We start from the raw sequence: 15,435 nt of genomic DNA, 5'->3' as shown, positions 1-15,435 counted from the left end.
GTGATACTACCAGAAAATAAAACTGCATGGAACTGAAAAATCACTGGTTTGCTGTAAATAAAGTTGTTTTACCACGACTACTACAGTGGGTGAATCTCCGGCCAGAGGAGAGTGAACGAACACAGCTAATGTTTATTTTTTACACAACTGTATGTGTAGGATTGCGGTGGGCAGAAGACAGTACGGTGGCGCTGTTTTTAGATGAATATGGGACTCATCTATTGCCGTGGATGTATATTGCCAGTGCCGTTATGAGCGCAGCACTGGTTTTTTTATACTCTTGGCTGCAAAGGATTTTTCCCTTACGCCGGGTGATTGTAGCGATCGCACCTTGCATGTTGATGCCATTACTTCTATTAGTTTTATTACGTTGGGGATCTCATGTTTCTTACCTGGTAGTTATTTCGGCCTTTCTGCTGCGGCTATGGGTAGATGCCCTTTATGTAGTCAACGATCTCAACACCTCCATTGTCGCTAACCAAATATTTAACATTCGAGAGATTAAGCGGACTTACCCACTTGTGAGTAGTGGACTTTTGGTAGCAGATGTAATTAGTGGCTTTAGTTTGCCTTGGCTAGTGCAATACACCTCGCTCAATAAGATCATCTTCATCGCCTGTTTAGTGATTTTATTAGGATCGGGGATTTTATTGTATTTAACTAATCACTATCGAGCGGCTTTTCCTGAAACCCCACAAAGACTAATTCCTGAAGAACAAGCTTCACGAGAGCGCTTTATTAAAAGTCCTCTGAAGCGCTATGTTTGGCAATTGTTTGCTTTTGTCGGTCTGTTGCAAGTCATTGGGTTGTTAATAGATTTTCAATATCTGCGCGAACTCCAATCCAATTTGGGCGACCGAGAACTCGCCAGTTTCTTGGGTCTTTTTGGTGGGATGTTGGGACTGTGTGAGTTGTTATTGCAGTGGTTTATTTCCAGCCGACTCATTGAACGGATGGGGGTATTTTTCACAGCGACACTTTTACCAATTACCGTAGGCTTTTCACTACCAGGAGTTCTGGTATTACTGCATTTAATTCCAGCCATCCAATCGCAAAGTTTTTTCTGGGGTCTGATAATTGTCAAATTCTGCGATGAACTTCTGCGCTACACCTTTGTGATGAGTAGCGGCCCCATCCTGTACCAACCGATTCCCGAGGCAATTCGCAGCCGGATGCAGACTTTATCTGGGGGAACAGCTGAAGCGATCGCTACAGGTTTGACAGGAGTACTAATTTTTGCAACTCTATTGTTTTGTAACCGCTTTGTACCCGTATCCCTGCAAAAGTGGGTGTTAGTAGCAGAAACAATGCTGATAGCTAGCACCTGTTTAAAAGTAGTTTGGGAATTGCGATCGCGCTACGTTGAACTGTTAGTCTTGAGTGTGGCACGGGGCCAGTTGAGTGCAACCAATGTCGGCTTACGCTTCTTTAAGCAGGGGGTAGTCAAAGCTTTAGCAGAAAAAGGCAGCGAGGCTGATAAACGCTCTTGTATTGAACTTTTAGCCCAAATTGACCCCCAAGGATGTGCGGAAGTTTTAGCGCCCCTGTTAGTTAAGTTAACCCCAGATTTGCAGCGCCAAAGTTTGGAAGTGATGCTGATAGCAGGTGCCAATCCCGCTTATCTATCCGCCATTCGTCCTTTGTTAGAACAACCCCAAGAAACTAACCCCGAAGTTTTTGCCCTAGCACTACGTTACGTTTGGCTAGCCGAACCAAATCCCAATTTAAGTATTTTAGAAGAATATCTCAACCCCCGCCAAAACTCACTCATCCGCGCTACCGCCGCCGCTTTAGTCTTACGTCAGGGAACGCCCATGCAAAAGGTAGCAGCTACCCAAACTATGCGCCGGATGTTAACTCATAAGAAAGAACGGGAACGGGTGAATGGAGTTAGAGCGCTTAGAGAAGCAGTTTATTTGCAGGCGTTGCGGATTCACATCCCGAATTTATTACAAGATGAGTCGTTACGGGTGCGCTGTGCTGTATTGGAAATGATTGCAGCAACCCATTTAGAAGAGTACTATTCGGCGCTGATTGCAGCACTTTATTACAAATCAACCCGCACTATAGCAATGTCATCCCTAGTGCGACTAGAAAATGAAGCGATAGAGATGCTGTTGCGGTTAGCTACCAATATTTACAAACCAGAAGTAGTGCGAATGTATGCTTGGCGTACCATTGCTCAAATTGGCACTCAGGAAGCATTAGAGACTTTATGGGAAAACTTGGAGGCATCCTGGGGTATAAATAGGGATCATATTCTTCGTAGCTTACTAAAAATACATAAACAACCAGGAATTAGAGGTTTAGTAGATCGGTTTTATGAAAGTCGGGTAGAAAATTTAATTGAGCAGGAATTAAAGTTTTTAGGCGAGATTTATGGTGCATATATAGACTTGAAAATATTAGATGAAAAAGAAAATCATCAATCAAGTGAAAGGATTGTGATTGTCTCTGAGTTACTGCAACGCGCCCTTTTAGAATTGGAATTGGATGTTAAAGAGCGGCTGCTACTGTTGCTCAGATTGCTTTACTCACCAGAAAAGATGCAGGCAGCAGCGTTTAATCTGCGATCGCTCTCAGTGGTAAACTTAGCACGGGGTTTAGAAATCTTAGAGCATACCGTAACTTTGCCTTGCAAGTCTCTATTGCTGAATATTTTAGATAACCGACCGCAATCAGAAAAGTTGCAATATCTTGTAGAAGCCAAGATCGTAGAATATGAGAATATGCTAGTTAGCGATCGCCTCCACAGATTGCTGATGTTGGGTAACTTCCTTTCTGATTGGTGTCTAGCTTGTTGTTTCCATTTTGCTCAAGTAACTCGCATCAGACTTACCAGTTCTGAGATATTAGTAAGTTTGCGTCATCCCACAGGCTTTGTTAGAGAAGCTGCGATCGCATATCTAAATATGGTTTCACATCGCGTTCTTTTGCAAATCTTACCCCAGTTACAAAAAGATCCACATCCTTTGGTAGCCGCTCAAGTTAAAGAGTTACTCGAAAAATACCAATTCAAAAATTACAATTGATATTATCTGTACTGAAATAATACTGTTGTTTACATTACTGGTAAGGTTTTTTAAAAGATATATTTATGTAGGCTGGGTGGAGTTAAACGCAACCCAACATTACCACCTTATTTATGTTGGGTTACGCAAAGCCTTCACCCAACCTACAAAACTGTTGCCTATTGCCTATCGCCTACTTATCGCGCTTGTACCAAACCAGATTGCCTTAACACTTTCTGGTCACATTTGTTGGTCAGACTGTGAATAAGTCAATCACCAGCAAAAGCTGTACAGGTTCATCAATGCTTTTGGGAGGCAAACAAAATGGCTTCTGGACAACTTCAACACGCTATTGGTATATTTCGCGATCGCCAAATTGCACTACAGGCACTCGACGAACTTAGAAGTAGTGGCTTTCCGATGAATGAGATTTCTGTAATCACTAAAACACCCAAGCTCAATGAGCAACTTGACAGTTCTGACACGAGTGAAAGTACTCTCACTCCTGCTGAAGGTGCTAAGGCGGGTGGATTAGCAGGTGCTAGGGCGGGAGGTTTACTTACCTTGGTTGCGGGTTTTGGTATTTTGCTTATTCCTGGTTTTGGCCCAGCACTAGCAGCTGAGTCTGTTTTAGCCACACTTTTAGGAAGTGGAGCTAGTGCAGCAGCTGGCGGTCTTATTGGCGCACTGCGGGGTTGGTTTCTTCCTGAAGAAGCCGCCAAACTCTATAATGACCGAGTATTTCAAGGCAATTATTTAGTGACAATAGAAAGTACAGAAGACAATATCCATCAAGCCGAACCAATTCTGAAGCGTTTTGGTATTCAAGAATGGCGTATTTTTGATATTCCCAGAAGTTGAACGTATATCTCTACTTTCCTAACTTGTAAAGTGGAATAGGAAGATCAAAAAAAAGTAAAAAGAGCAGCTATGTACGTACTAATAGGTGGAGCCGGCTTAGTGGGCTTAAGTTTGGCACAAAAACTCGTAGAGCTAGGACATACTGTTGCTGTAATTGACGTTGACCCTATCGCTTGCCGTTATGCCCGTGAACAAGTAGGAGCAATGGCTTTTGAAGGCAGTGCTGTGAGTACAGAAGTATTGCTAGAAGCTGGGATTCGCAAAGCAGGTTCCTTGGCAGCTGTCTTAAGAAGTGATGCCTTAAACTTGGCAATGGTAACTCTTGCTAAACACTACGGTGTCACCCATATTTTGAGCCGGATGCGTCACCCCGATTTTGCTGAACCACTGCGGATAGCTGGAGCCAACCATATTATCAGTACTGTGGAACTATCAGTTTCAACAATGGTGAATGCCATTGAGTATCCCCAAGTGGAATCAATGATGCATTTTGAGCAAGGACAGATTGAGGTTCTGAAACTTGCCATCCCAAACAATTGCTATGTTGCCGGTCGTAGTGTTGCCGAAATCGCTCAGGATGCCCGATTTCCTAGTGGTTCGCTAATTATTGGTTATCAATCCCATCCCCACGAAGATTTGATGATTCCTAACGGCAGTACAATACTGGAACCTCATTCAACAGTGTTGATTGTGACTAAACCAGGATCTTTACATCAAGTCATTGATTTTATTGAGCAAAGATGTTGAGCGCAATGCCTACCGAAACTCTTGATTAGGTGGGATTAGCTACCGATGTATAAAAATGGGTATAAATAATTTTGATGAAGCCGTATCCATATATTTTAGCGATCGCTGTTATTTTTCTTGTATCTTGTCAATCAACAAATATTTCATCCAAATCACAACCTAACGCCACTCAAGCAACCCCAGTTCAAAAAATAGTAACGCTAGATAAGAATTTTAAGATAGCAAGCGGTCAAACTGTTTATGTTCCTGTCTATTCACATATTTATCATCACAATAAGCAGGAGATTTTCGAGTTAGCGGTTACACTCAGTATTCGGAATACAGATTTGACCAATCCGATCGTTATTACTTCTGTGCGCTACTACAACTCAGAAGGGAAATTAATTAAACAGTATTTGGAGCGTCCTATTCAACTTGATGCGCTAGCTTCGACAGATTTTTTTATAAATAGAAATGATACCAGTGGAGGTTTAGGCGCAAACTTTATTGTCGAGTGGGTAGCTCAAACAGAAATATCCGAACCTATAGTGGAAGCAGTGATGATTGGTACTGACTTCCAACAAGGAATTTCTTTTATCAGTCCTGGTAGAGTAATTAAAAGTCAAAATAACTATAAGCGATCGCCTTCGTAATTCGTAATTCGTAATACTTCGGCTACGCTCAGTACAAGTTCGTAATTCGTAATTAAGTTTTTCTTCGTTTTCATGCTCTGTATAAGAATGCATTCATTGAGTCTCTGACTTAATGTCTTACAGGAAGCAGCAGATTTTAATCAATCAGCAAAAGCTCAGAGGTTCTTCGACAAAGCTCAGAGGTTCACTCGCAAAGCTCAAAGGTTCACTCACAAAGCTCAAAGGTTCACTCACAAAGCTCAGAGGTTCATCGACAAAGCTCAAAGGTTCACTCGCAAAGCTCAAAGGTTCACTCGCAAAGCTCAAAGGTTCACTCACAAAGCTCAAAGGTTCACTCACAAAGATCAGAGGTTCACTCGCAAAGCTCCAAGGTTCACTCGCAAAGCTCCAAGGTTCACTCGCAAAGCTCAGAGGTTCACTAACGAAGCTCAGAGGTTCATCGACAAAGGCCAGACTATTCCCAATTCCCAATACTTCGACTTCGCTCAGTACAAGTTCCCCATTCCCAATTCCCCACATTTAATCATCATCTAACTTCAACAATTGTTCATCAAGATTTTGTATCCGTCCGCGCACAATTTCTTCTGAGAGAATTCGCTTCCGCATCGCCTCATTGAGCGCTCCTTTTTCTGCTAGCAGTAAACGGCGGCGAATGGCATCAAGTTTAACACTGCTGTTACTTTTGCCATCCACATCATCAGGACGACGATTATAAAGTTCCCGCAGTGTCTTTTCTGCACCGGCAATTCGCACTTGATAAGCTGAACGCATCTCTTCATAAACAGCTTTTGGTAATACACCTGATTTCAACAAACTATCTAATTCATCCTGTGCTGCCTTACCCGTCATCAACTGCGCTTGTAACTCTTCAACCTGTTGTTGAGTTTCTGAAAATTTAGATAATTGTAAGCGTTTTACCACCCAAGGCAAACTTAAACCCTGTCCCACTAACGACACTAGCACACTACCAAAAACTAAAGCGATGAGAACATCTCGCCCTGGTAGTGTTTCTGGCAAACTCAACGCCAGAGCCATAGAGAGCGAGCCTTTGATATTACCTAAAAAGAGTAAATGTTGCCAACGTAATGGAATTGGACGGTCAATCAAACGAATCCCTGCTAGCAGAGGATAGACTGTAAGAACTCGCCCAACTTGATAAGCCAAAACTGCAAAGAGAATTGCAGGTAAAGTTCTCCAGAGCGTTACCAGGTCTATTTCTACACCAATTAGCAGAAAAATAAAGGTGTTGACAGTAAAACTGGCATATTCCCAGAAACTCAATAAGGTGATGCGACTAGAAGCAGAAGTATTCTGAGAAAGCCCTAAATTCCCGAAAATTAATCCAGCGACAACTACAGCGACAGCACCCGACACACCGAGAAATTGCCCAACTTGAAAAGTTCCCAATGCAACTGCAACTGTTAGTAATAAGCTGCTAAGGGCATCATCTAAACGGGCGAATACAGGTATGCTCAAGTAGCCCAAGACTAACCCTACTAGGCAGCCTCCTAAAGAGATAAATAGCAGTTGTTGGATTCCCTCTACAAAGGTGAGTGAACCTGTAGAATATACTTGCAAAATTAGGTTGAATGAAACTAGAGCAGCTGCATCATTAAATAAAGTTTCTCCTTCAACGATGGTGGAAAGCCGGGAGGGTACTGGTATTTCCTTAAAGACGGCAATCATGGAAACTGTATCAGTATTTGCCAGAATTACTCCGACAAATAACGCAGGTATCCAACTCAGTCCCAGCCCAAATTTTAACAGGGCGGCAATAATCCCACTCGAAAGCACAGCCCCAGGCCCAGCTAGCAGGGCAATTGGTTTAAACGTGCTGCGTAGACGGCTGACATCTGTATTAATGCCAGCTTCAAAGATGAGAATTGGTAAGAAAAGGTTCAAAACCAAGGTTGGATTTAAACCAATCGGACGAGATAACAATTCAGTGATTGGCAAACCTGCCAATACTAAACCCGTCACATAAGGGATTCGCAACCGCCGGGATAGCAAAGCTACTCCTGTAGCAAGGAGCAAGAGAATAATTGAAACTTTGACTAATTCGGTAACATCCACTATTACGATCTAAAGAGATTTGGACTTCACTGATAGATTCTCACTTTATTGCTACCAAATTAGCAACTTTAGGGCGTGGGTTCAGAACGTCGAATTTCTTCTACTTGACCAACTTCAAAAATTAAAGTGAATGCTTGCCCCATCTCTCGCTTGATAAATTCTTCTAATAATTCTACTTGCCGAGGTGTGACAGGTTCCCTTGCCCGGACACTCAAACGAACTTCTGGGGGATTTGTCAACCAATTAGTATTACTGTTAAGTAACTGCAATCGCCCAAAGGTGACAGTTCGATTCAATAATGCTTTTCGTAAGCTGGTTTCTAGTTGCGCTTGTCGTACAAGTCGGGCAAAGCTTACTCCCAAAGGAATTAGCAGGATAGCTGTCAAAGCCATAGTCCAAATTAGGGGTTGACGTGCCCGCGCCATTGAAGTGTAACCTGCTACCACAAATGTCACCATACAGGAGAGGGCAATACCTAGCAAGTTGGTGAGATAAAGTAGGGTTGCCCCGAAACTGAGTGACCAATTCCCTTGTGCCAAGCCTAAGCCAATCACGCAGACGGGAGGCATGAGGGCAACAGCGATCGCAGTTCCTGCTAAACTACCAGAGATTTTCGTCTCAATTTTGGCGTAACCACTAATACCACCAGCCGCAACCGCAATTCCCAAATCTAACAATGTTGGTCTTGATCGAGCCAGCACTTCACTACCATAACTGGGCAACCCCACCAGCCAACCCAGAGTCCAGGCGATCGCTATTGCTAACAGCGTACCCACTACTACAGCAACTACTCCCTTACGAAACAAAGTAATATCTGCTTGCAAAGCACCAAAAGCTAACCCGCGAATCGGCAACATTAGAGGGGCAATAATCATTGCGCCGATAATTACGGCTGCACTGTTAGATAATAAACCCAAAGTTGCGATCGCACAGGAGCTAATAATCAATATTATGTAAGCTGAGTCTAAGGCTGATTCTGCCAGCAAATCTGTTTGTAGCTGTTGGAGTTGTTCCGGTTGCGAACCCCGGCGACGGAAATTTTTAAATCGGTCTCGAATGTTATTACCCAAGACCTTCCTCCTGAATGTTCGGTTATCTCTAATTAAAGTTTCCCATTGAACCGGTGTCATCTGAAAATAGTCAGATGACGATAAATGTAAAATTATACCAGGAATTTACTTATGGTACTTGAATCAGCGATCGCCGAGGAAGTCATTACAAATAATCTCAAGCAGTTTCTGTTGGTACTTTCGGTATCTTTAGGTGTGGCGACACTACCGCAGGTATTTAGCTGGTTTCGCAATATTCCTTACACCTTACTACTGGTGATTGTTGGGTTAGGTTTGGCGTTTGTTGATGTCCGTTTAGTAACCCTTTCCCCCGAATTAATTTTGTTCATTTTTTTACCACCCCTGTTGTTTGAAGCTGCATGGAATTTGAAATGGCCAGAACTGAAGCGGGATTTAGTGCCGATTTGCCTGTATGCAGTGTTCGGGGTGGTAATTGCGATCGCCGGAGTAGCGATCGCTCTCAATCAATTCATTGGTATTTCTCTAACTACAGCTTTACTCATCGCCGTCAGCCTGTCTGCAACCGATCCTGTTTCTGTCACCGCTTTGTTCCGTCAACTCGGCGTAGGTAGTCGTCTTACCACCTTAATGGAAGGCGAAAGCTTATTCAATGATGGTATGGCTGTAGTTGCCTTTAGTTTTGTGGTGGCCTTATCTTTGGGAACTGTGGAATTGGAATTCCAGCCCATCTTATTGCAGTTATTCACAGTTGTTGGCATCGGTGTAGGGGTGGGGGCTTTCATTGGATTTGGGATTTCCTACCTCACCCAGCGCTTCGATTTGCCCTTAGTAGAACAATCCTTAACCCTAGTTTCTGCTTACGGCACTTACCTAATTATTGAAGACTTAGGTGGTTCTGGGGTAATTGGAGTTGTCACCACAGGTTTGATTTTAGGCAACTTTGGCTCTCGTATCGGCATGAATCCCCGCACCCGGATTATTGTCTCCGAATTTTGGGAATTTTTGGCGTTCTTTGTTAACTCCATTGTCTTCTTGCTGATTGGCGACCAAATCCGCTTTGCTAGTTTGGGCGAAAACTTGCAAATCATTATGGTGACAGTAGCAGCAATGATTTTGATGCGGGCAGTTGCTCTTTTGATTCTCAGCAAATTGAGTACTAGCATCACCAAATCGGATATTTCTTTACCAGAACAAACTATCCTATGGTGGGGCGGGTTACGCGGTTCCGTTTCCATTGCCCTGGCATTGAGCGTATCGACTATACTGCCAGAGCGAGAAAAAATCATCGCTACGGTGTTTGGAGTAGTTTTATTTACTCTTCTTGTTCAGGGATTGACCATCAAACCTTTGCTAGAAAAACTCAATTTGCTAGGTGATGCACCCTTACGTGAGCAATATTTAGAATTAGTTGCCCGTCATATTGCCTTAGAACGCGTTTTGCAACACCTCCAGGCAGACAAACGCCCCGGCATCGACCCAGAATTTCGCCGTTATCAGGAGACACTAATCAAAAGTGAACTTGCAGATTTACGGGCAAAAATTGACAAATTACAAGATGAATATCCCAATCTTCAGAGTTTTACAACAGAACAATTCCGAGGAGAACTGCTGGCAATTGAAGCAGATACTTATGCAGAATTTGTTAAGTCTGGTCGGTTAAATAAAGAATTAGCATCTATGCTTGAGGATGTTTTGTAGAAAGAATAATCAACAATAAGGTTGACCTCTTACCGTCCATCTATAGGCTATTTTTGCTCAGACAATCAAAATTGTCCGTAGGTCAAATTGTCAAATTTTCTTAATATTTAATAAATTATTGGTTAAGTAGCATTGAAAATTTATTTAATTCAGTGGTCAATAAATGTATACAATTTTCATGCGAATAAATTTCAGCTTAAACTAACAATGATAAACAAAAACCTCATCAAATATACTTCGAGACTACCTTTACATTCTCCTTGGTTTATTATCATTGTTTTTTCTGTTCTTGGTTTAATAGGTATTCTCAACCATTCGATGTGGCGAGATGAACTAAATCCTTGGCTTATTGTCAGAGATAGTAAATCTTTTGGAGATTTAATTGCAAATATTCATTATGAGGGTCATCCTGTTCTCTGGTATTTTTCTCTGGCAATTCTGAGAAAAATAGTAGATAATCCTATTATTATGCAAATATTTCATTTAGCAATTACAGTCGCTTCAGTTGTTGTATTTTGCCTATATAGCCCTTTTAACTATAAACAAAAATTTCTGTTTTCCTTTGGGTTTTTCCCTTTTTATGAATATCTTGTAATTTCTCGAAATTATGCCTTCAGTATGTTGTTCGTTTTTACATTCTGTACAATTTTTTCATCCCGAAAAAAAACCTATGCGTATTTGGCAATTTTATTGGCTTTATTAGCAAATAGTAGTGCTTATGGTTTACTCATATCATTTTCTTTATCATTAACTTTGCTAGCTGAATTTTGTTTTGATAGTAAACATCGCCAGCAGTATTTTAGTCAGAGCCAAAAACACGACTTATTTTTAAGTATTTCAATTATTATTTTTTCTTTTATTTTATCCATTTATATTCTTACTCCTCCAATAGATAGTTATCTTCATGGTGGGTTAAATAATGGTTGGATAGTTAAATTAGATATGCGTCATTTTTTGAGGAGCATAGGTAGAATATTTGGTAGCTATTTATTAATTATTCCTGCACACAAAAGATGGATAGATTTAATTGTTTGTGCGCTAATTGCTCTATTTGTTATAGTTTTAACTTTGCTTAAATTGTCTAAAAAGCCGATTCCTATCTTTTTCTACATTTTAGGCAATTGTGTAATATTTGCCTTTACATATTTGAGATTTCTCGGTATGCCTCGGCATTTTGGGCATTTATATTTAGTTTTTATAGCGGCTCTCTGGCTGGGAAGTTATTATCAAGATTCTCCACTTTTACTCAACAAGTTTTATGTTCGCCCAAATTCAATTGCATTTGTAAACAAATGGCATAATATCACTTTAATGCTGATTCTTTATACACAGTTTTTTGGAGGCATTTATAGTTTTTCAAGAGACTTAATTATACCTTTTTCTGCCAGTCGGGAAACAGCTCAATATATTCAAAAATCTGGATTAAGTAATGAGTTTATTGTTGCCAGCAGAGATGCAAACATGGCTCCTTTGTCAGGTTATTTACATCGAAAGTTTTACTATCCTCAGCTTCAAAAAATGGGAAGCTTTACACTATTTAAAAAAGGTCGTAAAGATGTCGAACAAGATGAAGTATTAAGCCAAATTAATTCTTTACTCAAAAATCAAGATGAGCAAAAGAAAATTTTGCTGATTTTAAATAAAAAACTGAACGTCAAACGCAATGATTTAAAGATTGTTCCGATCAAAGATTTTGAGAGAAGCTGGGTGGATGATGAACGATATTATCTTTATTGGGTAGATGATATCAAGTTCAGGTGATTACTTATCATAAAATTTATCAATGTAGGTTGGGTGGAACGGAGTGAAACCCAACACAAGCTTAGATCACATGTTGGGTTTCGTTCTTCACCCAATCTACAGATACTACAGATACTATAAGTGTTTAACCGAACCTGATATGAAGCATAAAGTATAGAAAAATAGACAATAGACAAAGACGTTTGAGATGATCATGATCTCCATCAGGGCAAATGTATCTAAATATTGATAATGATTAATCGCCTTGCGGATGTTCATCCCACAAGGTTGTTATTTCCCGTAAACTCTGATGATTGCCATTACCCAAAATCAGATGATCTAGTACCGGAATGCCCAAAAGCTGCGCCCCTGCTAACAACTGGCGCGTCAATTCTATATCTTCATGGCTAGGTTCAAGGTTCCCAGAAGGGTGATTGTGGGCAACTATTACCCGCGTTGCACCTTGACGAATAACTTCCCGAAAAATATCACGGGGAGAAGCTAAGGTTTCGGTTGCTGTGCCAATGGTAATTACTTGCGTACCTAGTAAGCGATTCTTAACATCTAATAGCACTACTGCAAAACGTTCTTGTGTCTGCCACATCAAATCTTGGCTGAGGGTAGCAGCAGCTGCAAGTGGGCTATCAATCAATGTTCCGTCATTCGGTCGAGATTGAAAAGCGCGTTTGCCTAATTCAATTGCTGCTAATATACTTGTTGCCTTGGCCGGGCCAACACCAGAAATTAGCATCAACTCTGCGGGGCTAACTTCTCGCAAAACCGCCAAAGGATCGCGTTGGTGTTTGCCTAATTCGCTCAAAATAAATTGTCCCAAACCCACAGCAGATAGTTTTCCTGGGCCTTGACCAGTGCCTAGAAGAATTGCGATTAACTCTGCTGTGGCTAAAATTTTGGCACCATGCGTCATTAATCGCTCACGCGGACGCTCATTTGTAGGTAGGTCGGCAATTCTGAGGCAATAGGTCATAAACAAAGAAAATCGTCACCACGCATCAAACTATCCTTAGTTATCCCTTGTTTGCTGTCAAAATCACCTTTATTTGAGAAAATCTTTAACCTTGGTAAGGTTATATGGGTAATTTCATTTGCAACTTTCAAAGAAAAAACTAAAAATAATATGATTTAGGGCGATGCCTACGGCGGTAAACTACGCTATGTTCGTTAAACCCCTCCATATTCCCTGATTATTGATAAATTTGCGTTGCTTTGAGCATGTGGTAGGTAATAATTAGCTGAGTCAGAGCAAGAGGGTAACTTTGCAGTGTTTCCCCGGTTGTACCAGCAATTTTACCCAGTTCGGGATTACTTTCGCGATCGCAAATATTTTGTAGATGGGGCATATCAGAACAAATAATATGCTCTAGCTTATTTACCTGTTCTAAGGTGGCATGACCATCAACTTCTAAGACATCTACCGGCTTACACATATCCCTGTCCAGCCCAAGACGGATGGCTGAGTCAGAATTGCCATAGCTAGAGTTGGTAATTGGAGTGAAATCTGGATGCGGAATTGTCGGACGCAGTACCAGGCGGACATTTAGGTGTCCATTGGTTTCATCATCTTCATCGATGGGTGGATAGAAACTAATGACTATATCAGACCATTGCCGTTGTGGACGGATAAATTGTGCTGAGTCTGGTTCGCGTTTGTCTAGTTCTGCTAGAACCTGTTCAGGTGTGTAACCCCGCTTTTGGGTATCTCGCTTGACTTTCCACTTAGCACGTAATTCTTCAGGTGGCGCAAGGTAGACTTTTACATCGTAACAATCACGGGCGGCACGAGTAGAATAACCGAGTAATCCTTCAATAATGACGAATTTACTTGGCTTGATATACTTAGGTGCCTCAAATGTCCCTGTTTTATGGCTATAAACTGGCTTAAGAATTGGTTGCCCTGTGCGTAGCAGCGACAGGTGTTGCTGCATAATATCCAGATGGTTGCAGTCCGGGTGGAGGGCAGTGATGCCAATTTCTGCACGTTGTTGGCGATCGTAACGGTGGTAATCATCTGTACAGATGATTGTGACATTTTCTGGGCCGAGTGCCTGAGCGATTCCCCGCGTTAGTGTTGTTTTCCCAGCAGCGCTGTCGCCGACAATACCAAGAATTATTGGACGGCTCATCATACCTCCCAGAATAAAAGTAAGTTTATTAATACAATTTCCCTACAATAGTTTTAATTCTAGAAGGGTTTAGGCAAGTAACTCAAGCAAAGCCTTGGTATGCAATATCTCTACATATAAAATATCTATGCGCTGGTTTATCAAGAAAGGCAGAGGGCAGATCGCGCAGCGTGTCGCAGACAAGGCAGGAGTTTCAGTTGGAATACTGTTTTCTGCTCTTTGCCCGTGACCAAAGCGAACTTGCGGTTTAAGACCCCCACCAAATTTTCTTGTTTTGTGGCCCCAATTAAGTATGGTATTGAATCCCCGAATATATTAAACCTTCTCTTCGAGAGGCTTCGCCATCTGCCTCTCAATGCCATCTACATAGCTGATGAGTCAAAAGAGGCAAGGGGGCAGGGGGTTACAGTTTGCCCCTGTGGATCGCAGGGAATCAACGTCCCATTTTGATAAAGCACGACGCTTGCCGGATCGAAGCTATTAACGCCTCCCGATTCTGACGGCGTTGGTGCAGGAAAGTGCCGATCTACAGTCGTCGCTATTGGATCTGTACAGTAGAGAATTTGGTTAGCATTGGCAGCTGCGTAGGGTTTTGAGTTGCGGACTTTAAACAGATAATTAGTGTGGGAGATTTAGGTAAAAGAAAAAGGCACGTTATGACTACTCAAACACTAGGACTCGAACAAAACCTTTATGACTATTTACTATCAGTCTCTCTTCGAGAACCAGAAATTTTAACCCAATTGAGGCAAGAAACAGCCCAGCATCCAGTAGGTAGAATGCAGATTGCTCCTGAACAGGGGCAATTTTTGGCGTTACTCGTGCAGTTGCTGGGAGCAAAAAAAACTCTGGAAGTTGGGGTATTCACAGGTTATAGTTCCCTGGTGGTAGCCTTGGCGTTACCGAGTGACGGCAAGGTGGTAGCCTGTGATGTGAGTGAAGAATTTACAACGATCGCTCGGCGTTATTGGCAGCAAGCGGGAGTGGCAGATAAAATTCAACTGCACATTGCCCCAGCTTTGGAAACTTTGGATCGGTTACTAGCAAAGGGAGAAGCGGAAACCTTTGATTTTGCTTTCATCGATGCAGATAAGAGCAACTATGATGGTTATTATGAGCGATCGCTGCAATTAGTGCGAAGAGGGGGACTGATTGCGATCGATAATGTACTCTGGTCAGGCAGGGTTGCCGACCCCAAAGTACAGGATAATAGAACTAAAAGGATTCGTGCCTTTAATCAAAAGCTGCATCAAGACCAGCGAGTTAGTCTGAGTTTAGTAGCGATCGCAGATGGTTTGACTCTGGCACTGAAAAATTGATGTCTTTCTAACTTTTCAAAACCCAATCCGCTTAGGTTAATACTTGACTTTCCCTAATCTTGCTTAAAAATAAGCAAGCTTTTTGAAGTAAGCAACATTAAATTATAGTTTAAAAAACTGTATTTTTAGAAATTTATTTTTCTTTTTTTAAGTATTTATTCGGTTGTATATTATTAATA

Annotated in this window: 12 protein-coding genes; 7 read left to right on the top strand and 5 right to left on the bottom strand. The window is 41.6% G+C overall.

All coding sequences use genetic code 11. From position 1 onward, the window contains the following. Nucleotides 1-26: 26 nt before the first annotated feature. The 4 genes from GNF10_RS09405 (at nucleotide 27) to GNF10_RS09390 (ending at nucleotide 5,251) form a co-directional block, all read left to right on the top strand. Nucleotides 27-3,032: an MFS transporter gene (locus tag GNF10_RS09405; protein WP_185580301.1), complete on the top strand. Its 3,006-nt coding sequence runs from the start codon at nucleotides 27-29 to the stop codon at nucleotides 3,030-3,032. A gap of 303 nt (nucleotides 3,033-3,335) precedes the next feature. Then, the gene (locus GNF10_RS09400) at nucleotides 3,336-3,872 is read left to right on the top strand and encodes a general stress protein (RefSeq protein ID WP_185580302.1); all 537 of its coding nucleotides are present in this window, start codon (nucleotides 3,336-3,338) and stop codon (nucleotides 3,870-3,872) included. A 69-nt stretch (nucleotides 3,873-3,941) separates the two neighbouring features. Continuing rightward, entirely contained in the window at nucleotides 3,942-4,619 is a 678-nt protein-coding gene (locus tag GNF10_RS09395) for a TrkA family potassium uptake protein (RefSeq protein WP_012412607.1), read from the top strand. A gap of 74 nt (nucleotides 4,620-4,693) precedes the next feature. Beyond that, complete coding sequence (locus GNF10_RS09390; protein ID WP_185580303.1) at nucleotides 4,694-5,251, top strand: DUF3124 domain-containing protein; 558 nt, start codon at nucleotides 4,694-4,696, stop codon at nucleotides 5,249-5,251. A 144-nt stretch (nucleotides 5,252-5,395) separates the two neighbouring features. On the opposite strand, the gene GNF10_RS09385 is transcribed toward GNF10_RS09390, so the two are convergent. The 3 genes from GNF10_RS09385 to GNF10_RS09375 form a co-directional block, all read right to left on the bottom strand. Next, complete coding sequence (locus GNF10_RS09385) at nucleotides 5,396-5,770, bottom strand: hypothetical protein (RefSeq protein ID WP_185580304.1); 375 nt, start codon at nucleotides 5,768-5,770, stop codon at nucleotides 5,396-5,398. Continuing rightward, nucleotides 5,771-7,324 (bottom strand): sodium:proton antiporter, encoded by a 1,554-nt coding sequence (locus GNF10_RS09380; protein WP_185580305.1) that lies wholly within the window; start codon nucleotides 7,322-7,324, stop codon nucleotides 5,771-5,773. Between the two features lie 68 nt (nucleotides 7,325-7,392). Further along, nucleotides 7,393-8,394: a DUF389 domain-containing protein gene (locus GNF10_RS09375; RefSeq protein ID WP_185580307.1), complete on the bottom strand. Its 1,002-nt coding sequence runs from the start codon at nucleotides 8,392-8,394 to the stop codon at nucleotides 7,393-7,395. 111 nt (nucleotides 8,395-8,505) lie between these two features. On the opposite strand from GNF10_RS09375, the gene GNF10_RS09370 reads away from it, so the two are divergent. Further along, complete coding sequence (locus GNF10_RS09370; RefSeq protein WP_185580306.1) at nucleotides 8,506-10,053, top strand: sodium:proton antiporter; 1,548 nt, start codon at nucleotides 8,506-8,508, stop codon at nucleotides 10,051-10,053. Between the two features lie 207 nt (nucleotides 10,054-10,260). After that, entirely contained in the window at nucleotides 10,261-11,814 is a 1,554-nt protein-coding gene (locus GNF10_RS09365; RefSeq protein WP_185592256.1) for a hypothetical protein, read from the top strand. A 235-nt stretch (nucleotides 11,815-12,049) separates the two neighbouring features. Here GNF10_RS09365 and radC read toward each other — a convergent pair whose 3' ends face one another. Both radC and GNF10_RS09355 read right to left on the bottom strand, forming a co-directional pair. Next, nucleotides 12,050-12,781: a DNA repair protein RadC gene (radC, locus tag GNF10_RS09360; protein WP_185584661.1), complete on the bottom strand. Its 732-nt coding sequence runs from the start codon at nucleotides 12,779-12,781 to the stop codon at nucleotides 12,050-12,052. Between the two features lie 217 nt (nucleotides 12,782-12,998). Next, nucleotides 12,999-13,937, bottom strand: coding sequence for a phosphoribulokinase (locus GNF10_RS09355; RefSeq protein ID WP_185584665.1), 939 nt, complete (start codon nucleotides 13,935-13,937; stop codon nucleotides 12,999-13,001). A 656-nt stretch (nucleotides 13,938-14,593) separates the two neighbouring features. On the opposite strand from GNF10_RS09355, the gene GNF10_RS09350 reads away from it, so the two are divergent. Further along, nucleotides 14,594-15,256, top strand: a complete 663-nt coding sequence (locus GNF10_RS09350; RefSeq protein WP_185584663.1) for a class I SAM-dependent methyltransferase — start codon at nucleotides 14,594-14,596, stop codon at nucleotides 15,254-15,256. Nucleotides 15,257-15,435 lie beyond the last annotated feature (179 nt).

Source organism: Nostoc sp. UCD121 (assembly GCF_014222285.1).
GTDB lineage: Bacteria > Cyanobacteriota > Cyanobacteriia > Cyanobacteriales > Nostocaceae > Nostoc.
Note: the sequence above shows the minus strand (reverse complement) of the source record. Positions and strands in the feature narration are given on the sequence as shown.